At 68.1% G+C, this 20,564-nt stretch carries 18 protein-coding genes and 1 tRNA gene; 3 read left to right on the top strand and 16 right to left on the bottom strand.

Annotated elements, in window-relative coordinates; all coding sequences use genetic code 11:
- Nucleotides 1-40: 40 nt before the first annotated feature.
- A complete protein-coding gene (locus ACUYM2_RS07015) occupies nucleotides 41-1,129 on the bottom strand; it encodes an ROK family glucokinase (protein WP_481599422.1) in 1,089 nt (362 codons plus the stop codon).
- A 187-nt stretch (nucleotides 1,130-1,316) separates the two neighbouring features.
- Here ACUYM2_RS07015 and ACUYM2_RS07010 point away from each other — a divergent pair, with 187 nt between their 5' ends.
- Nucleotides 1,317-3,137 (top strand): AMP-dependent synthetase/ligase, encoded by a 1,821-nt coding sequence (locus tag ACUYM2_RS07010; protein WP_481599421.1) that lies wholly within the window; start codon nucleotides 1,317-1,319, stop codon nucleotides 3,135-3,137.
- Between the two features lie 84 nt (nucleotides 3,138-3,221).
- Here the strand turns inward: ACUYM2_RS07010 and ACUYM2_RS07005 are convergent, their stop codons facing one another.
- Entirely contained in the window at nucleotides 3,222-6,617 is a 3,396-nt protein-coding gene (locus ACUYM2_RS07005; RefSeq protein ID WP_481599420.1) for a pyruvate carboxylase, read from the bottom strand.
- 330 nt (nucleotides 6,618-6,947) lie between these two features.
- Between ACUYM2_RS07005 and ACUYM2_RS07000 the strand changes: the two genes are divergently transcribed.
- Complete coding sequence (locus ACUYM2_RS07000) at nucleotides 6,948-7,802, top strand: ParA family protein (RefSeq protein ID WP_481599419.1); 855 nt, start codon at nucleotides 6,948-6,950, stop codon at nucleotides 7,800-7,802.
- Between the two features lie 114 nt (nucleotides 7,803-7,916).
- Here ACUYM2_RS07000 and ACUYM2_RS06995 read toward each other — a convergent pair whose 3' ends face one another.
- The 5 genes from ACUYM2_RS06995 to gcvH all read right to left on the bottom strand — a co-directional run bounded on the left by ACUYM2_RS06995 (nucleotide 7,917) and on the right by gcvH (nucleotide 11,028).
- Nucleotides 7,917-8,513, bottom strand: a complete 597-nt coding sequence (locus ACUYM2_RS06995) for a MerR family transcriptional regulator (protein ID WP_481599418.1) — start codon at nucleotides 8,511-8,513, stop codon at nucleotides 7,917-7,919.
- 264 nt (nucleotides 8,514-8,777) lie between these two features.
- Nucleotides 8,778-9,281: a bifunctional nuclease family protein gene (locus ACUYM2_RS06990; protein WP_476863606.1), complete on the bottom strand. Its 504-nt coding sequence runs from the start codon at nucleotides 9,279-9,281 to the stop codon at nucleotides 8,778-8,780.
- Nucleotides 9,281-9,997, bottom strand: coding sequence for a transcriptional regulator FtsR (gene ftsR / locus ACUYM2_RS06985; RefSeq protein WP_481599417.1), 717 nt, complete (start codon nucleotides 9,995-9,997; stop codon nucleotides 9,281-9,283). Before ftsR ends, ACUYM2_RS06990 begins: the two co-directional genes overlap by 1 nt.
- Nucleotides 9,998-10,020: 23 nt before the next feature.
- Nucleotides 10,021-10,494 carry an FHA domain-containing protein gene (locus ACUYM2_RS06980; protein ID WP_481599416.1) on the bottom strand — a complete coding sequence of 158 codons (474 nt, stop codon included), beginning with the start codon at nucleotides 10,492-10,494 and terminating at the stop codon, nucleotides 10,021-10,023.
- Between the two features lie 147 nt (nucleotides 10,495-10,641).
- The gene (gene gcvH, locus ACUYM2_RS06975) at nucleotides 10,642-11,028 is read right to left on the bottom strand and encodes a glycine cleavage system protein GcvH (RefSeq protein WP_138769663.1); all 387 of its coding nucleotides are present in this window, start codon (nucleotides 11,026-11,028) and stop codon (nucleotides 10,642-10,644) included.
- Between the two features lie 153 nt (nucleotides 11,029-11,181).
- Here gcvH and ACUYM2_RS06970 point away from each other — a divergent pair, with 153 nt between their 5' ends.
- The gene (locus ACUYM2_RS06970; protein ID WP_481599415.1) at nucleotides 11,182-12,051 is read left to right on the top strand and encodes an Fpg/Nei family DNA glycosylase; all 870 of its coding nucleotides are present in this window, start codon (nucleotides 11,182-11,184) and stop codon (nucleotides 12,049-12,051) included.
- A gap of 91 nt (nucleotides 12,052-12,142) precedes the next feature.
- Here ACUYM2_RS06970 and ACUYM2_RS06965 read toward each other — a convergent pair.
- The 9 genes from ACUYM2_RS06965 to ACUYM2_RS06925 form a co-directional block, all read right to left on the bottom strand.
- Nucleotides 12,143-12,219: transfer RNA gene (locus ACUYM2_RS06965), tRNA-Pro, on the bottom strand.
- A 140-nt stretch (nucleotides 12,220-12,359) separates the two neighbouring features.
- Nucleotides 12,360-13,910 (bottom strand): ribosome biogenesis GTPase Der, encoded by a 1,551-nt coding sequence (gene der / locus ACUYM2_RS06960; RefSeq protein WP_346959094.1) that lies wholly within the window; start codon nucleotides 13,908-13,910, stop codon nucleotides 12,360-12,362.
- The gene (locus ACUYM2_RS06955; RefSeq protein WP_481601427.1) at nucleotides 13,907-14,605 is read right to left on the bottom strand and encodes a lysophospholipid acyltransferase family protein; all 699 of its coding nucleotides are present in this window, start codon (nucleotides 14,603-14,605) and stop codon (nucleotides 13,907-13,909) included. Before ACUYM2_RS06955 ends, der begins: the two co-directional genes overlap by 4 nt.
- Nucleotides 14,606-14,654: 49 nt before the next feature.
- Complete coding sequence (gene cmk / locus ACUYM2_RS06950) at nucleotides 14,655-15,398, bottom strand: (d)CMP kinase (RefSeq protein ID WP_481599414.1); 744 nt, start codon at nucleotides 15,396-15,398, stop codon at nucleotides 14,655-14,657.
- Nucleotides 15,398-16,507 carry a prephenate dehydrogenase gene (locus ACUYM2_RS06945; protein WP_481599413.1) on the bottom strand — a complete coding sequence of 370 codons (1,110 nt, stop codon included), beginning with the start codon at nucleotides 16,505-16,507 and terminating at the stop codon, nucleotides 15,398-15,400. The genes cmk and ACUYM2_RS06945 overlap by 1 nt, the downstream gene beginning before the upstream one ends.
- A 3-nt stretch (nucleotides 16,508-16,510) precedes the next feature.
- Complete coding sequence (locus ACUYM2_RS06940) at nucleotides 16,511-17,707, bottom strand: pseudouridine synthase (RefSeq protein WP_481599412.1); 1,197 nt, start codon at nucleotides 17,705-17,707, stop codon at nucleotides 16,511-16,513.
- 110 nt (nucleotides 17,708-17,817) lie between these two features.
- A complete protein-coding gene (gene scpB / locus ACUYM2_RS06935; RefSeq protein WP_481601426.1) occupies nucleotides 17,818-18,399 on the bottom strand; it encodes an SMC-Scp complex subunit ScpB in 582 nt (193 codons plus the stop codon).
- 113 nt (nucleotides 18,400-18,512) lie between these two features.
- Nucleotides 18,513-19,361, bottom strand: a complete 849-nt coding sequence (locus ACUYM2_RS06930; RefSeq protein WP_481599411.1) for a segregation and condensation protein A — start codon at nucleotides 19,359-19,361, stop codon at nucleotides 18,513-18,515.
- 8 nt (nucleotides 19,362-19,369) lie between these two features.
- Nucleotides 19,370-20,269, bottom strand: a complete 900-nt coding sequence (locus ACUYM2_RS06925; RefSeq protein WP_481599410.1) for a ParA family protein — start codon at nucleotides 20,267-20,269, stop codon at nucleotides 19,370-19,372.
- Between the last annotated feature and the right edge of the window lie 295 nt (nucleotides 20,270-20,564).

The following is a 20,564-nucleotide window of genomic DNA, read 5'->3' as shown; positions in this document are numbered from 1 at the left end:
GTACTGAGCCGGCACGTGTCCAGCCAGCCGCGGGCCGGCGCTAGCTGCGCATCCGGCTGCTGACCCGGGAGAGGTCCGCGGCGCCGATCAATCCGGCGTTCGGACCCAGGGCCGCAAGCTCGATCTTGGCTGCCGGGCGGAAACCGCGGCCGGTCAGGTTGCGGGCGAACGCCTTCCGCGCCGGGGCCACGAGCAGTTCGCCGGCGTCGCAGAGTCCGCCGCCGATCACGAAGGTGCCCGGGTCCAGGGCCGCTGCCAGGTTCGCGAGCCCAAGCCCCAGCCACTCCCCTACCTCTTCGAGCAATTCACGGGCGGTGGGGTCGCCGGCCTTGGCGAGCTCGGTGACGGTCACGCCGGTGATCCGTTCGGCGTGGCCGTCCACTGCCTTCAGCAGCTCCTGCGCCACCGGCGAGTTCGCCGCCGCCAGTTCCCGGGCCTCCCGTCCGAGCGCGTTGCCTGAGGCGTACTGTTCCCAGCAGCCGCGGTTGCCGCACTCGCAGCGGTGCCCGCCGGGCATGATGATCTGGTGGCCGAATTCGCCGGCGACGCCGAAACGTCCGCGCTCCAGCCGGCCGTCCATCACCATGGCCCCGCCAATGCCGGTGCCCAGGGTGATGCAGACCAGCCGGCTCTCGCCCCGGCCGGCGCCAAAGCGCCACTCCGCCCAGCCGGCAGCATCAGCGTCGTTGGTCAGCAACACCGGCCGGCGGAGCAGCCGCTGCAGGTTTTCCCGCAGCGGCTCATTGCGCCAGGCCAGGTGCGGGCTGAACAGCACGGTGGCGCCGTCCAGGTCCATCCAGCCGGCCGCGCCGATCCCGACCGACCAGATGCGGTGGCCGCGGCCCAGCTCCGCTACGAGCTCAACGATCACCTGCTCGACGGCACGCGGATCGTTACCGGGAGTTGACCGCCTGGCCTGGCTGAGGATGCGACCTTCGGCGTCCACCACACCGGCCGCCACCTTGGTGCCGCCAATGTCGACGCCGATCGCCAGGCCCTTGCGTCCGAGCCGCAGGTGTCCGCGGAAGGCGCCTGCCTCCGCCGCGCCGGGGAAGGCCCGCGCCCTGCGCCGCCAGGCGGCCGTCCTGCGCTGCGGTGCGGGCTGCTGCCCGGGTGTTGGTGTTTGCATCGTGTCCCATTCTAGGGCCCGCAGATGGAGGCTCGGCCGGGCTTCCGGCACCGCCGCGAAGTGGCGCAAGCGGGCCCCTGACCGTAAAGTTACTCGCCAGTAGGTGAAGTGCAACACACCCCGCGGGGGCCACATACTACTGTTAGTCGTACCCCCTTGCGGGTCTATGGATATCAAAGGAGCTATCGTGCGAGAAATCAGTGTCCCGCCCCTGGTCACCGTCCCACCGGAAACGAACATCACCGACCTGGTGCTGCGCCAAGCCGCCAAGGCGTCCAACCCGGCCCTGTTCTCACGGCTCGACGCCACAGGACAGTGGCAGGACGTCCGGGCCACCGCTTTCCTCGCCGACGTTTCCCTGCTCGCCAAGGGCCTGATGGCCAGCGGCGTGGCGGCCGGCGACCGCGTCGGCATCATGTCCCGCACCCGGTACGAATGGGCCCTGATCGACTTCGCGATTTGGTTCGCCGGGGGCGTCTCGGTCCCGATCTACGAGACGTCCTCCCCCTCGCAGGTGGCCTGGAACCTCGGTGACTCTGGCGCGGTCGCCGCGTTCGGCGAATCAGCCCACCACGAGGACATCATCCGGCAGGCAGCGAGCTCGGAGGGCCTGACCGGCCTGAGGCACGTCTGGCAGCTGGAAGGCGACGCCCTCGACGAGGTACGCGCCGCCGGCGCCGGCATCAGCGACGAAGAGCTCGAGGAACGCCGCCGCCAGGCCTCACTCAAGGACCTGGCCACGATCATCTACACCTCCGGCACCACCGGCCGGCCCAAGGGTTGCGAACTCACGCACGGCAATTTCGTCGAGCTCTCCGACAACGTGCTGGCCACGTCCCTGGGCCAGATCGTCCACGAGCAGGCCAGGACCATCATGTTCCTCCCGCTGGCACACGTCTTCGCCCGGTTCATCTCGGTGCTGGCGGTGGCCGCCGGCGTTACCGTCGCGCACACCCCGGACATCAAGAATCTGCTGCCTGACCTGCAGAGCTACAAGCCGACTTTCATCCTCGCAGTGCCGCGGGTCTTCGAAAAGGTCTACAACTCCGCCCTGACCAAGGCCGAGGACGGCGGCAAGGGTGCCATCTTCCACCGCGCCGCGGAAACCGCCATCGCCTATTCGCGGGCACGGCAGGCCGGCAAGGTGGGGCTGGGCCTGCGGCTCAAGCACACATTGTTCGACAAGCTGGTCTACGGCAAACTCCGTGACGCCATGGGCGGCCAGGTCGCGCACGCGGTGTCCGGCGGCGGCCCGCTCGGCGCCCGTCTCGGCCACTTCTTCCAGGGCATCGGCTTGCAGATCCTCGAAGGCTACGGCCTGACCGAAACCACCGCCCCGATCACGGTCAACACGCCTTCGCTGATCAAGATCGGCACCGTCGGCGCACCGATCCCCGGCAACGCCGTGAAAATCGCCGACGACGGCGAGATCCTCGCCAAGGGAGTCTGCGTGATGCGGGGCTACTTCAACCGCGAGGACCTCACGGCCGAGACCTTCGAGGACGGCTGGTTCCGCACCGGCGACATCGGCCAGCTGGACGAGCAGGGATTCCTGACCATCACCGGCCGGAAGAAGGAAATCATCGTCACCGCCGGCGGCAAGAACGTGGTGCCGGCGCTGCTCGAGGACCAGATCCGCGCCGACGCGCTGGTCTCGCAGGTCCTCGTGGTGGGCGACAACCGCCCCTTCATCGGCGCGCTCGTCACGCTCGATGAGGAGGCACTGCCGGGCTGGCTACAGCGCCACGGCCTCCCGGCATCGACCACCGTCGCCGAGGCAACCGGGAACCCGGCCGTCACCGCCGCGGTCCAGGAGCTCATCAACCGCGCGAACCAGTCCGTGTCGCAGGCCGAGGCCATCAAGTCCTTCCGGATCGTGGCCTCCGACTTCACCGAAGCGTCCGGCCACCTGACGCCGTCCATGAAGGTCAAGCGCGCCCAGGTGATGAAGGACTTCGAGAACGTGATCGAGGAGATGTACTCCGCGAAGCGAACCACCCACGCCTAACTCCCGGCGCTACAAAGCAACGCAGAAAGGGCTCCCCCGGCCGAAGCCGGAGGAGCCCTTTCTGCTATGACTTAACCAGCCGCGCTATTCGACGACCAGCAGCAGGTCCCCGCCCTGGACCTGTTCGACCGCGCCGACGGCGAGCCGCGACACGGTGCCGGCCACCGGCGTCGTGATGGAGGCTTCCATCTTCATGGCCTCGATGGTTGCGACCGTGTCCCCGGCCTTGACCGCGTCGCCGGCCTTGACGGTCAGGGTGACGGCGCCGGCGAACGGCGCCGCGACCTGGCCCGGCTGGGAGGAATCGGCCCGCTCGGCGGCCTTGACGTTGCTGACGACGGACCGGTCACGGACCACCACAGGCCTTGACTGTCCGTTGAGCGTGCACATCACGGTGCGCATGCCCTTCTCGTCCGGTTCCGAGACGGCCTCCAGCGAGGCGATCAGACGGACGCCCTTCTCCAGTTCGATCTCGTGTTCGGCACCGCGCTGCAGGCCGAAGAGGTAGTCGCGGGTGTCCAGCACGGAGAGGTTGCCGTAGGTCTCGACACTCTTCTGGTAGTCCTTGGTGGGCCCGGCGAAGAGCAGGCGGTTGAGGGTCTGCTGGACCGTCCTGGAGTCGCCCTTGAGCGCCGCGCTGTCCTCGGCGCTGAGCTCGACGTCGCGGACCTTGACGCTGCGGCCCTGCAGGGCCTTGGTCCGGAACGGTTCCGGCCAGCCGCCGGGAGGGTCGCCCAGTTCGCCGGAGAGGAATCCGATCACGGAGTCCGGGATGTCGTACTTCTGCGGGTTCTCGTTGAAGTCCGCCGGGTCCGCGTTGAGTCCCACCAGGTGCAGCGCCAGGTCGCCCACCACCTTGGAAGAGGGGGTGACCTTCACCAGCCGGCCGAGGATGCGGTCCGCGGCGGTGTACATGTCCTCGATGGCTTCGAAACGTTCGCCCAGTCCCAGCGCGATCGCCTGCTGGCGAAGGTTGGAGAGCTGGCCGCCGGGGATCTCGTGCTGGTACACCCGGCCGGTGGGGCCCGGCAGTCCCGACTCGAACGGGGCGTAGACGCGGCGCACCGCCTCCCAGTAAGGCTCCAGGGCGCACACATGGGCCAGGTTCAGTCCGGTGTCGCGCGGGGTGTGCGCCAGCGCCGCGACGAGTGCCGATGCGGACGGCTGGCTTGTGGTGCCTGCCAGCGAGGCGGACGCCACGTCGACGGCGTCCACGCCGGCGTCCACGGCAGCCAGCAGGGTGGCCAGCTGGCCGCCTGCGGTGTCGTGGGTGTGCAGGTGGACCGGCAGGTCGAACTTCTCCCGCAGGGCCGCGACAAGGCGGGCGGCGGCCGCGGGGCGCAGCAGGCCTGCCATGTCCTTGATCGCGAGGATGTGCGCGCCGGCGTCGACGATCTTCTGGGCGAGGTCCAGGTAGTACTCGAGGGTGTACAGCTTTTCGTCCGGATCGAGCATGTCCGCGGTGTAGCAGAGGGCGACCTCGGCCACGGCGGTGCCCGTTTCGCGGACGGCGCGGATCGCCGGGGCCATCTGGTTGACGTCGTTGAGGGCGTCGAAGATGCGGAAGATGTCGATGCCGGTCGCGGCGGCCTCGTTGACGAAGGCCACCGTGACCTCCTCCGGGTACGGCGTGTAGCCCACGGTGTTCCGGCCGCGGAGCAGCATCTGCAGGCAGGTGTTCGGCAGCGCCTTGCGCAGCGCAGCCAGGCGGTCCCACGGGTCCTCGCCCAGGAAGCGCAGGGCGACGTCGTACGTCGCGCCGCCCCAGGCCTCGACCGAGAGCAGTTCCGGGAGCAGCTTGGACACGGCCGGCCCGGCCGCCACGAGGTCGCGGGTCCGGACCCGGGTGGCCAGGAGGGACTGGTGCGCGTCGCGGAAGGTGGTGTCGGTGACAGCGACGGCGTCCTGGCCACGGAGCGCCTTGGCAAAGCCCTCCGGCCCGAGCTCGAGCAGCCGCTGCCGGGAGCCGGCGGGAGCCTCGCCCTCCGGCAGGGGCGGCAGCTTGTCGGCCGGGTCGGTGTGCACCGTGAGCTCGCCGTTGGGCTTGTTGACCGTGACCTCGGCGAGCCAGGTCAACAGCTTGGTACCGCGGTCCGCGGAGACGCGTGCCTTGAGCAGTTCGGGGCGTTCGTCGATGAACGAGGTGGCCACGTCGCCGGCAATGAAGTCCGGATCGTCCAGGACGGCCTGGAGGAAGGAGATGTTGGTGGACACGCCGCGGATCCGGAACTCCGCGAGGGCGCGCCGGGCACGGGCGACGGCGGTCGGGTAGTCGCGCCCGCGGCAGGTCAACTTGACCAGCATCGAGTCGAAGTGGGGGCTGATCTCGGCGCCGGAGTACACGGTGCCGCCGTCGAGCCGGACGCCGGCGCCGCCGGCGGAACGGTAGCCGGTGATCTTTCCGACGTCGGGCCGGAAACCGTTGGCGGGATCCTCGGTGGTGATGCGGGACTGCAGCGCGGCGCCGTTGAGCTTGACGGTCTCCTGCGACAGGCCCAGGTCGGCGAGAGTCTCCCCCGAGGCGATGCGCAGCTGCGCCTGGACGAGGTCGACGTCGGTGACTTCCTCGGTGACAGTGTGCTCGACCTGGATGCGCGGGTTCATCTCGATGAAGACGTGTTGGCCGGCCCGCTCGCCCACGGTGTCCACCAGGAACTCCACGGTGCCGGCGTTGACGTAGTTCAGCGCCTTCGCGAATTTCACGGCGTCCCGGTACAGCGCCTGGCGGATGCCCTCGTCGAGGTTCGGAGCGGGGGCGATCTCGATCACCTTCTGGTGCCGGCGCTGGATGGAGCAGTCGCGCTCGAAGAGGTGCATGACATTGCCCTCGGCGTCGGCGAGGATCTGAACTTCGATGTGGCGCGGGCGCAGTACTGCCTGCTCCAGGAACATGGTGGGATCGCCGAAGGCGGCGTCAGCCTCGCGCATGGCGGCCTGCAGGGCCTCCGGCAGCGCCTCCCGGGTGTCCACCCGCCGCATGCCGCGGCCGCCTCCGCCGGCGACAGCCTTTGCGAAGATGGGGAAGCCGATCTCGTCCGCGGCGGCGATGAGTTCGTCCAGGTCCTTGGACGGCTGGCTGGACCTGAGCACCGGGACGCCGGCCTTGCGGGCGGCCTCGAGCGCGGCGACCTTGTTGCCGGCGAGCTCCAGGACCTCGGCCGGCGGCCCGACGAAGGTGATGCCGGCCGCAGCGGCGGCGCGGGCCAGGTCGGGGTTCTCCGAGAGGAAGCCGTACCCGGGGTAGATCGCGTCGGCGCCGGCCTCCTTCGCCACCCGGACGACCTCGTTGACATCGAGGTACGCCCGGACCGGGTGGCCCTCTTCGCCGATCAGGTACGCCTCATCCGCCTTCTGGCGGTGGATCGAGTTACGGTCCTCGGTAGGGAACACGGCAACGGTCTTGGCGCCCAGCTCGTAGCTGGCGCGGAAGGCGCGGATCGCGATTTCGCCGCGGTTGGCCACCAGAATCTTGGAAAACATACTTCTCCTGCATCATTGCGGGTGGTTCGGTAAGTCGTCACAGTTTCTAAGACCGGTGTGCGCAAACACAAATCATTGTGGCGCCCGTCACAGCATTATGCGTCATTTCGCCCGCAATAGGCAGATCACTGCGGTTGCGGCGGCGGTGCGGCGGTCCGGGCGGCCGCCGCGCGGCCGCCGGGCCGGACGGGACGGGTCGATGAGAAAGGTTTCGGCGGCGCATCAACATATGATGAGTTGGTGGGTGGCGCACGCACGCCCCGGCCCGAAGGAACGCACGGGCCGGCACGACCCAGTCCCGGCAACCGGCGTTAGGTATTGGTTTTTCAAGTGCAAGTAGTCAGCATCAGCAGCCTCAAAGGCGGTGTCGGCAAGACCTCGGTGACAACCGGGCTGGCCTCGGCAGCCCTCGCAGCCGGAATTCCCACCCTCGTGGTCGATCTTGACCCGCACGCGGACGCGAGCACGGCCCTCGGCGTCCGGCCCGGCGACCAGCTGGACATCGGCCGCATGCTCAAGGCCCCGCGCCGGGCCCGCCTGGCCGAGAACGTCGTGCCCAGCGGCTGGGTGGATCGTGCCGACGGCACGTCCTCCCGCGCTGCCTCGGTACCAGTTCTGGACGTGGCCGTCGGCTCCGCGTACACCGGGATCTACGACCGGCCCGACCTTGGCCGCCGCGACCTGCGCAGGCTTTCCACGGTGCTGGCTGGTGCCGGTCACTATGAGCTCGTGCTCGTCGACTGCCCGCCCTCGCTTAACGGGCTGACCCGGATGGCTTGGTCGGCCAGCGACAAGGTGGCCCTGGTTGCCGAGCCCGGGCTATTCTCCGTCGCGGGCACTGAGCGCACCATGCGGGCGATCCAGCTCTTCCGGCAGGAATTCGCACCCGGCCTTTCGCCCGCCGGCATCGTGGCCAACCGGGTGCGCAGCGGCTCCGCGGAGCACAGCTTCCGCCTCGCCGAGATGCAGTCCATGTTCGGCGAACTGCTGCTGAGCCCGCACATCCCGGAGCAGGCCAACTGGCAGCAGATCCAAGGCGCGGCCCATTCGGTTCATCACTGGCCCGGCGACTCGGCGAAGAATGCCGCAGCGCTGTTCGACTCCCTGCTGGCCAACCTGATGGGGAGCGGCCGCACCGGGGAGCTGGTGTCCGCCGGAATGGTCCGCAACCGCAACCAGCGCTAGCCGGCCGGCGCGCCCGGGTTCGGGAGCCCGGCAAAGAAAAACAACGCGGGGCCACGTCGTGGCCCCGCGTTGTGTGTTTAGGTCTGATTGCTTGTTGGATCTGCCCGTGCCCTGCTAGCCGATCTTGCGGGCCGCGCGGCGTTTGCTGAGTTCATCGTCCGGGAAGGACTGGTCCGCGGCGTGTTCGCTCGGAAGGGACGCGAGGCTTCCTTCCACTTCGCGCCAGACCCGGCCGACGGCGATGCCGAAGACACCCTGGCCGCCCTGGACCAGGTCAATGACCTCATCCGCCGAGGTGCACTCGTAGACGCTGGCGCCGTCGCTCATGAGGGTGATCTGGGCGAGGTCCTCGACCCCGCGCTCGCGGAGGTGTTCCACTGCGGAGCGGATCTGCTGCAACGAGACGCCGGTGTCGAGGAGCCGCTTGACCACTTTGAGGACAAGGATGTCGCGGAAGCCGTAGAGACGCTGTGAGCCGGAACCGGCGGCACCGCGCACGGCAGGCTCCACGAGCCCGGTGCGTGCCCAGTAGTCCAGCTGGCGGTAGGTGATCCCGGCCGCCTTGCAGGCCGTCGGGCCGCGGTAGCCCGCGTCTTCGTCCAGGACAGGAAGATCCTCGGTGAAGAGCAGGCCCTGCGCACCGCTAGCGGGCACGGCAACGCTTGCCGTCGAGGCCTGCTTGAGCTCGCCTGCTTCGCCTTTCGGACTCACGTGGATCCTCCTTGTCATGAGTTCCCGCGGGAACTTGCAGCAACAACACGCGGTCCGGGACCGGCCTTGGACCGAGAAGGCACGAAAATCATTCGTGTAATTTCGGATCCGGCTGCACTGTCCAGTGTGACTTGCGCTGGTGTTGTATGCAATGGGAACTTGTACCTCCGACGTTAGGCCTGCCAGGGCCCAAGGTCAAAGACGTTGGGGGTATTGCCAGGGCGTGTCGAAACTTTCGACCACAACTTTAAGCTTGGGCCGCTCTCAGCCGGCAAAATCCTCGGGTTCGACGTCGTCCAGGAACTCCCGGAAGCGGCGCAGCTCGCCCTCTTCGTCGACGGCGGGCCCGGGCTGGGCCTCCTCGCCGTCGTCGTGCTCGGTGATCCGCACGCCGGCTTCTTCCATGACGGAATCCGCGCACCAGATCCGGCATTTTGCCCGCAGGGCAAGGGCCAGCGCGTCCGAGGCCCGGGAGCTGACCGTGGTGCCGTCCTCGAACTGCAACTGGCCGTAGAAGATGTTGTCCTCGACCGCCACGATGTTCACGCTGACGATCGTGTGGCCCAGTGCCTCGACGACGTCCACGAGCAGATCGTGCGTCATCGGCCGCGGCGGGACGACGCCCTGCTGGGCCAGGGCGATGGCGCTGGCCTCCGGGGTGCCGATCCAGATCGGGACGTGGCGCTCACCGTGCATCTCCTTGAGCAGCACTAGCGGCTGGTTGGACGGCAGTTCAATCCGCACGCCTACGATCTCCACCTCAATCATCAGATGTCCATCCTCGAGATACGGTCCTGGACCAGGGCGCGGTGCAGCGACAGGCACAGTTCGCTGATTTCGCGGGCGGCCTCTGCGGCGCGGGCGTGCGAGGCGGCGTCCTTGCGCGAGGTCAGGGTGGCCACGGCGCGTTCCACCAACCCGAATTCGCGCTCCGCGGCGGCCTGGAAGGGCCGCAGGTGGCGCGGTTCCAGGCCGTGACCCTCCAGTTGCACACAGGCGCGGGCAACCTGCAGGGCGTGTTCGTCGAATTTGCCGTTGACGTGGCCGATCAGGCCAAAGCTCAGCAGGGACTCGAGCAACGGGATGCTGGCCCCGGACTCAGTGCGGAGCTGTTCCTCGCTGAGCAGGCGCACCCGGTTGTTCAGTTCCGCGGCGAGCTGATCCGAGACGATCCGCGGCGAGACCGTGACGCCGGGCGGCAGGTTGTCCGGCCGTTCGCCGCGGTCGATCGCATCGAGGTAGTCCTTGATGACTTTCAGCGGCAGGTACTGGTCCCGCTGCAGGGCCAGCACGAAGCGGAGCCGTTCGACGTCGCTCTCCGAGTACTGCCGGTAGCCCGCGGGGGTCCGCTGCGGATTGATGAGTCCCTTTTCTTCAAGGAACCTGATTTTCGACGCGGTCATGTTGGGGAAGTCGTCGCTCAGTTGAGCCAGGACCTCCCCGATGTTCAGGACCTGGGGTCCGCGCCGTTCGGCTTGTGCCATGGCCACAGGCAACTACCCCGAAATCAGACGTTGCCTGCGGTACGGGCGGGGCTGAGGTAGAAGGTCAGCCGGAACTTGCCGATCTGCACCTCGTTACCGGACTTCAGCTCCACGCTGTCGACACGGTCGTGGTTGACGTAGGTGCCGTTCAGGCTCCCGGTGTCCACCACCTCGAAGCTGCGCGCCGTGCGGCGGAATTCGACGTGGCGGCGCGAGACCGTCACGTCGTCAAGGAAAATGTCGGCGTCGGGGTGGCGGCCCGCCGTCGTGACGTCCGAGTCGAGCAGGAAACGGGCGCCGGCGTTGGGGCCGCTGTGCGCCACCAGCAGGGCGGAGCCGGCCGGCAGCGACTCGATCGCCGAACGTTCCTCGACCGAGACCTTCGGGGTGATGGCGGGTTCATCGCGCACGGGAGTGAGATGGATCGATGTGGTCTCCGAGGCTTTCACTCCACCCGTGCCGTAGTCACCGGTGTCGTTCTGTCCGTGCCGAACCATTGAGTCCTCCTCATTCGTTGCAGGTGTCCCCCCTGCAAACAACGCATGCCGTCCGGAAAAGCCTGGCAGATCCGGTAGTCAGTCCACCCGGCCGGCCACTGTGTCCAACATTGCTGTGTCCAGTGACACGGCCCGGAGACCTTCCCTTTAGCCTACCTGTTGTTCGTACTCCGATGCACTGAGCAATGACTCCACGGCATCGGCTTCGGCGAGCTTGATTTCGATCAGCCAGCCCTCGCCGTAAGGATCGGAGTTGATCAGCGCGGAATCGGTGTCCAGCGCCTCGTTGCGGGCCACGACTTCGCCGCTGACCGGCGCGTAGATGTCGCTGACGCTTTTGGTGGATTCGACTTCCCCGACGACGTCGTTGGCCTTGATGTCGGTGCCGACTTCCGGCATCTGGGCGTAAACAACGTCCCCCAGCGCGTCCTGGGCAAAATCCGTGATCCCCACGCGCACGACGCCGTCGGCATTCGGGGCGGAAACCCATTCGTGTTCGGCGGTGTAGGACAGCTCTTCGGGAATGATGCTCATGACGGGCCTTTCGTCGGGTCAATCACCAAGGTCGACGGCGGCCGATCGGACAGGCCGCCGCTGAAAGTATAGGCATATCCGGCCGGGCCCCGGGAGGACTCTGGCATGATGGGGCCATGGCAGCACATGCACCCGTTCCGGTCGGATTTGGCCATGCCTGAGCTACCCGAAGTGGCGGCCTTGGCGGACTTCCTGGACACGCGCCTGCGCGGCGCGGTCCTAACGAAAGTCCAGATCGTCTCCTTCGCAGTGCTGAAAACGGCGGATCCTCCCCTCGCCGAACTCGAGGGCAGGACCGTGACCGGGGTGCGCCGGCACGGCAAGTTCGTGGACCTGGAGGCCGGCGGGCTGCATCTCGTTTTCCACCTGGCCCGGGCCGGCTGGGTACGGTTCACGGACGCGCCCACCGGTGCGGTGCTGAAAATGGGCAGCGGCCATCTCGCAGCCCGGCTTTCGTTTTCCAGCGGGGCCGGACCGCTCGACCTGGACCTGACCGAGGCCGGCACGAAGAAGAGCCTGGCGGTCTACCTGGTCCGCAGCCCCTCCGACGTGCCCGGAATCGCAGCTCTTGGTCCGGATCCCTTCAGCTCCGGTTTCGACGTCGACGCACTGGCCGGGATCCTGGCGGCCAGCAACCAGCAGATCAAGGGGCTGCTGCGCAGCCAGAGCGTGATCGCCGGGATCGGCAACGCCTACAGCGATGAGATTCTGCACGCGGCCCGGACGTCCCCGTTCGCTATCGCCGGTTCCCTGGACCGGCCAGCAGTGCAGCGCCTCTATGACGCGATCCATGAGGTGCTGGGGACGGCAGTGGCGGAGGCCAGCGGCAAACCGCCCAGCGAACTGAAGGATACGAAGCGGAGCCACATGCGGGTGCATGGCCGGACGGGCGAAGCGTGCCCGGTCTGCGGAGCCACGGTTCGCGAGGTTTCCTTTGCCGATACCGCGCTGCAGTACTGCCCGGGCTGCCAGACGAAGGGCAAGATCCTGGCCGACCGCCGGACGTCGCGCTTTCTGAAGTGAGCGGCTTCCACCGCGGGCCGGCGGGCAGCGCCTGCGGGTTAAAACAGAAAACCCCGCCATTCCGTTGCCGGAAGGGCGGGGTACTTTCTGTTGGTCGGGCTGACAGGATTTGAACCTGCGACCCCTTGACCCCCAGTCAAGTGCGCTACCAAGCTGCGCTACAGCCCGCTGGTTCTGCCGTTCTCCGCTCTTGATGATCTCTTGCGAGTCCATCCGAGCAGTCCGGCCGAACCACCTCCAAAAGCTTACACGATTCCGGAGGGTGCCCGTGACACTTCGACTCGCGCCACGGGCCACATGTGTCGAAATTAACGCTTCTTGCCGCGCTTTTCCCGGACCCGCATGTTGACCTCGATCGGGGTGCCCTCGAAGCCGAAGGTTTCGCGCAGCCGGCGGGTGATGAAGCGGCGGTAGCCGGGGTCCAGGAAGCCGGTGGTGAAGAGCACGAACTTCGGCGGCCGGCTCGAGGCCTGGGTGCCGAAGAGGATGCGGGGCTGCTTGCCGCCGCGGACCGGGTGCGGGTGCGCCGCGACCAGTTCGCCGAGGAACGCGTTAAGGCGTCCGGTGGGAATGCGCTTGTCCCAGCTCTCCAGCGCGGTGTCCAGGGCCGGGACCAGCCGGTCCTTGTGCCAGCCGGTCTTGGCCGAGATGTTCACCCGCGGTGCCCACGCCACGTGGGCGAGGTCCTGCTCGATCTCGCGTTCCAGGTAGGTGCGGCGTTCGTCGTCGAGCAGGTCCCACTTGTTGAACGCGAGTACCAGCGCGCGGCCGGACTCGATCGCCAGCTGCAGGATGCGGACGTCTTGCTCGCTGAGCACCTCGTCCACGGCGAGGAGCACGACGGCGACTTCGGCCTTTTCGAGCGCGCTCTGGGTGCGCAGTGAGGCGTAGAAGTCCGCGCCCTGGGCCATGTGCTGGCGGCGGCGGATGCCTGCCGTGTCCACGAAGCGCCAGGTGCGGCCGCCGAGTTCGATGAATTCATCGACCGGGTCGCGGGTGGTACCGGCGGTGTTGTCCACGACGACGCGTTCGGAGCCGGCGAGCTTGTTCAGCAGCGAGGACTTGCCGACGTTCGGCCGGCCGATCAGCGCGATCCGGCGGGGTCCGCCGCTGCGCTCGAGGCCTTCGATGGTGGAGAACTCCGGCAGCGTGTCCATTACGTGGTCGAGCAGGTCGGCCACGCCGCGGCCGTGCAGGGCCGAGACCGGGTAGGGCTCGCCGAAGCCAAGGCCCCAGAGCGCGGCCGAATCGGCTTCCTGGGCGAAGTCGTCGACCTTGTTGGCCACCATGATGACCGGCTTCTTGGACTTGCGCAGCATCTTCATGACGCCCTCGTCCGTGGCGGTCGCGCCGACGGCGGAGTCCACCACGAAAAGCACGGCGTCGGCGAGTTCCACGGCCATCTCGGCCTGCTCGGCGACGCGGGCGTGGATGCCGCGGGCGTCGTGCTCCCAGCCGCCGGTGTCGACGACGGTGAAGTTCCGGCCGTTCCAGTGCGCCGAGTACATGACGCGGTCACGGGTGACGCCGGGGGTGTCCTCGACGACGGCCTCACGGCGGCCCAGGATGCGGTTGACCAGGGTGGACTTGCCGACGTTCGGGCGGCCGATGATGGCCAGCACCGGGTCAAGCTTGACCGGGCCGTCGAAGTCCTCGTCCTCGTAGCGGCCGCTCAGCAGGGCCGCGTCTTCCTCGTCCAGCTCGTAGTCGTCCAGGCCGGCCCGGAGCGAGGCCGCGCGGAGCTCGGCTTCCTCGTCGTCCAGGGCGGCAAGATTCTCCGCCACCTGGTCCGTGCCGGTGGGCGTGTATTCGTCTTCGCCGGCGCCAAAATGGCCGGGGGTTTGAGTCGTATCGCTCATTGCACTTTCCTTTGGTGGTGATCTGCCGGCGTCCCGGCTACTGCTGTTTGTCGTTCTTGCGGGGAATCCGCGTCGGGCAGTCCCTGCCCGCTGTACTGAATTGTGTCCTGGACGTGGCGCGCCAGTGCGGCACGGATCTCGGTTCCCACCCTGTCCATTGAAGCACGCCCGGTCTCCCCGGGCCTGCGGCTGACGGTAAGGGCACCGCCGAAGCTGACCTGCAGCCGCCGGCCCGGGCGGGGAACGGCGTCGAGGTGCTCGCCGCTGACCCTGGTCCCCAGGATGGCCACCGGGATGACGGTCGCCCCCGAGTTCAGCGCGAGCCAGGCCACGCCGTTGTTGATCGTCGCGGCCTCTCCGCTCCCCCGCGTTCCTTCGGGCAGGATCCCGACGCACCGTCCGGCGTCGAGGACTCTTTTTGCCCGCTCCAGCGCCGTCCGGTCCCCCGAGCGGTCCACCGGCAGCTGGCCGGAGGCCCGCAGGACCAGGCCCAGGAACCCCTTGAACATCTCCTTCTTGACGAAGATGTGCATGGGCCGGGGCGCGGCGCCGAACATGACCGGGCCGTCCAGGAAACTGATGTGGTTCCCGGCGAAGATCACCGGGCCTGCTGCCGGAACGTTGGCGCGGCCCCTGACCGTGGTCCGGTAGACCAGGTGGTCCAGCAGCCAGCCGACCGGACGGCTCCAGGCCATGGTCCCGAACAGGTACCAGCGGCCGGGAAGCTGCGCCCCGGCTGCGGCCTCAGTCACGGTTGCCGGCCGGGGGGTTGATGGCGGTGTGGTTGATGACCCGGTGCACGATCCCGAGGGCCGCGTCGACGGTCTGGGCGAAGTCCAGGTCCGAGGAGTCCAGGGTGACCACGCCGTCGGCGGCCTGGGTGAAGTTCACCACGGTGGAGTCCTTGGCGTCCCGCGCCGTGACCTGCGCCGCGAGCTGTTCGGCGTTCTGGCTGCCGCCGAGCTGGATGCCGCGGCGGCGAAGCCGGGCCTCCTCGCTGGCGGTGAGCAGCATCCGGACCTCAGCGGCCGGCGCGACGACGGTGGTGATGTCGCGGCCCTCCACCACCATGCGGCGGTGGTGCTTTTCGATCAGTTCGCGCTGTCGGCGGATCAGCTCGGTCCGGGCGCCGAGGGTGGTGGCGACGGCGCTGACGGCCGCGGAGATGGCGGGTTCGCGGATCGCCTCGGTGATGTCGGCGCCCGCAACCCGGACATACTCTTCCTGCGGGCTGGTGCTGATCTCCAGCTGGAGGGCCTCGGCAGCGGCTTCGATGGCTTCGCCGTCGGCGAGGTCCATGCCGCTGTCGAGGCAGAACCAGGTCAGCGCACGGTACATGGCGCCGGTGTCGAGGTAGGCCAGCCGGAGCCGGCGCGCCACCTCTTTGCTGACGCTGGACTTGCCGGAGCCGGAGGGGCCGTCGATTGCGACGACAAGGCTCTTGCCGGGGCGGACGACGTCCACCGTTTCAATTAATTCCTGGGTCATTACTGGAGTACCCGCCATCCACGGTCGTTGAGGGCTTCGATGAGCAGTTCATGCTTGTTGGGCAGCACGGAGATTTCCACCATGCCGACATTCTGTCCTGAAGAGTGGTCCAGGCGGAGGTCCTCGAGGTTAACGCCGATCTCGCCGATCTCCGTCAGGAGCTTGGCGATCTGTCCGGGCGTGTCGTCCACCAGGACGGTCAGCCACGAGTAGGCCTGCGGCGGCCCGCCGTGCTTGCCCGGAATCCGGGACTGGCCGGCGTTGCCTTCGCTGATCAGCTGGGCCAGGTCCAGCCGGGCGCCCGGCGCTGTCGGGTCCTCAAGGGTTCCGATCAGCCGGTTGAGGTCATCGCGGACGCCGTAGAGGATCTCGACGACCTTGTCCGCGTTGGCGCCCAGGATCTGCACCCAAAGCGTGGGGTCGCTTGCGGCGATCCTGGTCACGTCCCGCAGCCCGTTGCCGGCCAGCGACAGCGCGTGCAGCGGCGTTCCCTGCAGGCGGCTGGCCACCAGCGAGGACATGACCTGCGGCAGGTGCGAGACCAGCGCCACGGCTTCGTCGTGTTCCTCGGCCCCGAATTCGGAGACAACGGCGCCCAGGTCCCCGGCCAGCGACCGTGCCGCCTGCAGGGCCTCGGGCCGGGTTTCCGGTGAGGGGCACAGCACCCACGGCATCGAGGTGAACAGTTCGCCGCGGGCGGCGACCGGCCCGGATTTCTCCCGGCCCGCCATCGGGTGGGTGCCCACGTAGCGGCCCAGGTCGGCGCCGCGCCCGCGCAGCTCCGCCTGGATGCCGGCCTTGACGCTGGCGATGTCCACGACGACAGCCTGCGGGTAGTCCGCAAGGGCCCGGGCGACGACGTCGGCCGTGACGTCCGGCGGCGCGGCGACCACCACGAGTTCCGGCCTTTCGCCGTCCAGGCGCGCCAAGGGCAGGCCGGCACCGATGTCGACGGCGACGGCCTGGTTGGTGGGCGAGGGATCGGAAAGGAACACGGCGACGCCGCGGCCCCGCAGCCCCAGCCCGATGCTGGTGCCCAGCAGCCCGGTGCCGACCACCACAACCGGCCCGTTCAGGTGGCCGCGGCCGTGGGTGCGAAATGCGGACATGCCTTACAGCCCCACGGATGCCAGCAGGTGGCCGACTTCCTGCTTGCCGAGGTTGCGGATGCTGCCCTGGCGCTGGTCGCCCAGGCCGATGGGGCCGACCTTGACGCGGACCAGGCGCAGCACCGGGAAGCCAACGGCGTCAAAGAGGCGCCGCACAATGCGGTTTTTGCCCGAGTGCAGCACGACCTCGATCAGCACGTGGCCCGGGGTCGAGTCGACGAGCTTGAAGGAGTCGACCGAGGCGATGCCGTCTTCGAGTTCGACGCCGGCCTTGAGCTGCGCGCCGACGCCCTGCGGGAACGGCCCGCGGACTTGGACGAGGTAGGTCTTGGGCACCTCGTAGGACGGGTGCGTCAGCCGGTTGGCGAGTTCGCCGTCGTTGGTCAGCAGCAGCAGGCCCTCGGTGGCGACGTCAAGCCGGCCGACGTGGAAGAGTCGTTCGCCGTGGTGGTTGCGGACGAAGTCGCTGATGCACGGGCGACCGTCCGGGTCCTCCATCGTGGAGACGACACCCTTGGGCTTGTTGAACACCATGTAGACCATGTTCTCGTCCAGCTGGATGCGCAGGCCGTCCACGTGGATCACCGAGGTCTTGGGGTCGACGCGGACGCCGAGCTCCGTGACGACCTGGCCGTCGACCTCGACGCGGCCCTCGGCGATCATTTCCTCGCAGACACGCCGTGAGGCGACGCCGGCGGAGGCCATGACCTTCTGCAGCCGGATGCCGTCGGCGTCGTGCAGCTCAGACTGCGGCACCTCGGCACGCGGGCCGCGCTTGCGGGCAGGCTTGCGGACCGGGCCAAGGTTTTGGCCGAAGCGCTCGCTGCCGAAGGCGCGGGAGCCGGTGGCCTTAGCGGCTCCGGCGCCGATGCGCGGCTTGGGCTTGAGTGCGCCCGGCGTGCCGGGAACCTTGCCGGCGCCGGGCTTGCGTGCTGCCGGCTTGCGTGCGGCCGGCTTGGCGCCCTTCCGGTCGCCCTGGTCCGGGGCTTCGCCGCTGGCGGTGCCCGGGTTGAGGTCCGGATCGACGAATGCTTCTTCGCGCGGCTTGGGCCGCTTGAACGGGCGGTCGCCGCCACCCTTGGTGAAGTCGCGCTGGCCCCGGCCGGCGCCGCCCGCACCCTGGGTGCGAGCTGATTGGTGTCCGGCGCTGGTGCGTCCCGAACCGTTACGTGGTGAACCCTGGCGTCCCGCCTGTGTCATGACCCGTCCTTCGTTTGTTGGCCGGTGACGGCTGCCCCACGGCAGTCCCCCACCGGCCGGGCAAATGGTTCTGCCCTGGTGGATACTCGTTACGCAGGCAGCATTCCTGCCTACATTCTTCCTGCGTCGTAAAACTCTGCTATGCCTTCAAGCCCTGGAAGATGGGGTGAAAGCTGAGGCAACTCAGCCACCGAGCCGATTCCCATGCGTTCAAGGAAATACGACGTCGTGCGGTACAGGATGGCCCCGGAGTCGGGATCGTGTCCCGAATCCTCGATCAGTCCGCGCTGGGTCAGCGTCCGCACGACAGAGTCAACATTGACCCCTCGAATTGCAGACACCCGCGCCCTAGAGACGGGCTGGCGGTAGGCGATGACGGCGAGCGTTTCCAGCGCCGCCTGCGTCAGCCTGGTTGTCTGTCCTTCCAGCACGAATCCGCCAACGACGTCGGCGAACTCAGCGCGGGAATAGATCCGCCAGCCTCCGGCGATATTCCGCAATTCAAAACCCCGGGGGGCGGCACTGAAAGCAGTATTTTCAGGTGTACTGCCGGCGTCGTCCGCATCCGGGGCATTAACAGTATAGCCGTTATACTCCCGCTGCAGTTCCCCGAGCAGGCGCTCGACGACGTCGACGGTCAGGTTCAGTCCGCTGGCCAGCTCCGTGGCAGTCGCCGGTTCATCAATCACCATCAGCACGGCTTCGAGGGCGGTGCGGGCACCGCCGGGCAGGTCCGCGACGTCCGGACCGGTGTCAGACCCGGCCTCCGGCGCGGTGTCAGGCGCGGTGTCAGGCAATCGTTCGGTCACGGCTGTTCCTCGTATTCTTCGCTGAGATTCTCGCTGCTCCAGTCCGTGTCGTCGGCGGTCCAGTGCACGGACAGCTCGCCAAGGGGCAGCAGCTGGTCGAAGGCCACCGCCTTGTCCCGGAACATTTCCAGCAGGGCCAGGAAACGGGCCACCACCACAAGGGTGGATTCGGCGTCGGCGATCAGGGCCCGGAAGGTGAGCGCCTTGCCGAGCCGCAGCCGGTGGCCGATGATTTCGGCCTGTTCCTTCACGCTCACCGGCGTCCCGTGCAGGTGCGCCAGGCCCACCTCGGTGGGGGCCGCCGCCTTGGGTTTCAGGGCCGCTTCAGCCAGGGCCGCGAACTGCTGCGGGGTGTGCTTCCAGACCAGTTCCGGCAGCAGGGCCGCGAAGTGGCTTTCCAGCGCGACCTGCCGTGGGTAGCGCCGGGCTTCCAGTTCCAGGGTTGAGCCGATGAGACCGGCAACCTGCTTGAAAGCCTTGTACTGCAGCAGCCGGGCGAAGAGCAGATCGCGGGCCTCAAGCAGCGCAATGTCCTCGTCGTCCTCGACCTCGCCGGCGGGCAGCAGCCGTGCGGCCTTGAGGTCCAGCAGGGTGGCGGCGATCACCAGGAACTCGCTGGCCTCGTCCAGCGCCCAGTCTTCGCCCAGCCGCTGCAGACCCTTGATGTACTTGATGAACTCATCGGTGACCGTGGCCAGGGCCACCTCGGTGATGTCCAGCTGGTGCTTGGAGATCAGGCCCAGCAGCAGGTCGAACGGCCCGGTGAAGTTGGCGAGCCGGACCTCGAAGCCGGGCTTTTTCCCGGCTGGCGATACCTCCGCCGTCGGGGTCCCTGTGGCCGCCATAGCCCTGGCTAGGGCGCGCCGCCGCGCGAAATCAGCTCTTTGGCCAGGCGGCGGTAGGCATCGGCGCCGGCGTGGCTGCCGGCGTAGCTGGTGATGGGTTCGGCCGCCACGGTGGCGTCCGCGAACTTGATGGAGCGCTTGATGACGGTCTCGAAGACTTTGTCGCCGAATGCTTCCACGAGCCGGGCGATGACTTCGCGGCCGTGCAGGGTGCGGGCGTCGTACATTGTGGCCAGCACCCCGTCGACCTGCAGGCGCGGGTTGAGCCGGTCCTGGACCTTGTCGATCGTCTCGACCAGCAGCGCGACGGCGCGCAGGGCGAAGAATTCGCAGATCAGCGGGATGATCACGCCGTGCGCTGCGGTCAGCGCATTGACCGTGAGCAGGCCAAGGGAGGGCTGGCAGTCGATCAGGACGACATCGTAGTCGTCCTCGACTTTCTTCAGTGCCCGGTCCAGGACCTGTTCACGGGCGACCTCGTTCACCAGCTGGACTTCCGCGGCGGAGAGGTCGATGTTGGCCGGCAGCAGGTCCACGTTCTCGACGCCGGTCTTCTGGATAGCGTCGCGGATGTCGACCTTGCGGTCCATCAGCACGTTGTAGACCGTGAGGTCGAGTTCGTGCGGGTTGGTGCCCAGGCCGGCGGACAGGGCGCCCTGCGGGTCGAAGTCGACCAGCAGCACGCGGCGGCCGTATTCGGCCAGGGCGGCGGCCAAGTTGATGGTGGACGTGGTCTTGCCCACGCCGCCCTTCTGGTTGACCATGGCGATGACCCGGGCCGGACCGTGGGATGACAGCGGCGCGGGCTCCGGGAAGTCGCGTAGGGGGCGTCCGGTGGGGCCCATGATGGCGTCGTCCAAGTCGAGTTCGGTGCCTTCCAGAGTGGCTGAACCCTGTTCGCTGCTCACGTATCTATCCACACTTTCGATGACGGTGATTTAGTGCTTGATCCGGCTGGCTTGGTGTCGCTGGTTGGTACTGCCGGCTTGCTGCTGTTGACTGCTTTTCCTGCTGGCGGCCCGCCAGACGCGGATCGCCGTTCCTCCCAAGGTTACAGCGCCCGACACGGTATTCGACGGACCTTGACAACCGCCGTTCCGCGCGCCTTGACCCTCTGGTAGAGGTCGAGGGTTGCCCCGGCGGCGACGCCCACGTGCACACGAAACCGCCCGGACGCGGGGGGCGCGTCCGGGCGGTTTCAGG

The sequence above is a fragment of the Arthrobacter sp. SD1074B genome, assembly GCF_056780195.1.
The sequence above is the reverse complement of the archived record's forward strand: the minus strand, read 5'-3'. Positions and strand labels throughout refer to the sequence as shown.

Bases quoted from the DNA above. Each gene is read 5' to 3' on its own strand.
- ACUYM2_RS07015 (WP_481599422.1), bottom strand. From the start codon at position 1,129: ATGCAAACACCAACACCCGGGCAGCAGCCCGCACCGCAGCGCAGGACG.
- ACUYM2_RS07005 (WP_481599420.1), bottom strand. From the start codon at position 6,617: ATGTTTTCCAAGATTCTGGTGGCCAACCGCGGCGAAATCGCGATCCGC.
- ACUYM2_RS06990 (WP_476863606.1), bottom strand. From the start codon at position 9,281: ATGATTGAGGTGGAGATCGTAGGCGTGCGGATTGAACTGCCGTCCAAC.
- ftsR (WP_481599417.1), bottom strand. From the start codon at position 9,997: ATGGCACAAGCCGAACGGCGCGGACCCCAGGTCCTGAACATCGGGGAG.
- ACUYM2_RS06980 (WP_481599416.1), bottom strand. From the start codon at position 10,494: ATGGTTCGGCACGGACAGAACGACACCGGTGACTACGGCACGGGTGGA.
- gcvH (WP_138769663.1), bottom strand. From the start codon at position 11,028: ATGAGCATCATTCCCGAAGAGCTGTCCTACACCGCCGAACACGAATGG.
- ACUYM2_RS06970 (WP_481599415.1), top strand. From the start codon at position 11,182: ATGCCTGAGCTACCCGAAGTGGCGGCCTTGGCGGACTTCCTGGACACG.
- der (WP_346959094.1), bottom strand. From the start codon at position 13,910: ATGAGCGATACGACTCAAACCCCCGGCCATTTTGGCGCCGGCGAAGAC.
- ACUYM2_RS06955 (WP_481601427.1), bottom strand. From the start codon at position 14,605: ATGGCCTGGAGCCGTCCGGTCGGCTGGCTGCTGGACCACCTGGTCTAC.
- cmk (WP_481599414.1), bottom strand. From the start codon at position 15,398: ATGACCCAGGAATTAATTGAAACGGTGGACGTCGTCCGCCCCGGCAAG.
- ACUYM2_RS06945 (WP_481599413.1), bottom strand. From the start codon at position 16,507: ATGTCCGCATTTCGCACCCACGGCCGCGGCCACCTGAACGGGCCGGTT.
- ACUYM2_RS06940 (WP_481599412.1), bottom strand. From the start codon at position 17,707: ATGACACAGGCGGGACGCCAGGGTTCACCACGTAACGGTTCGGGACGC.
- scpB (WP_481601426.1), bottom strand. From the start codon at position 18,399: ATGGTGATTGATGAACCGGCGACTGCCACGGAGCTGGCCAGCGGACTG.
- ACUYM2_RS06930 (WP_481599411.1), bottom strand. From the start codon at position 19,361: ATGGCGGCCACAGGGACCCCGACGGCGGAGGTATCGCCAGCCGGGAAA.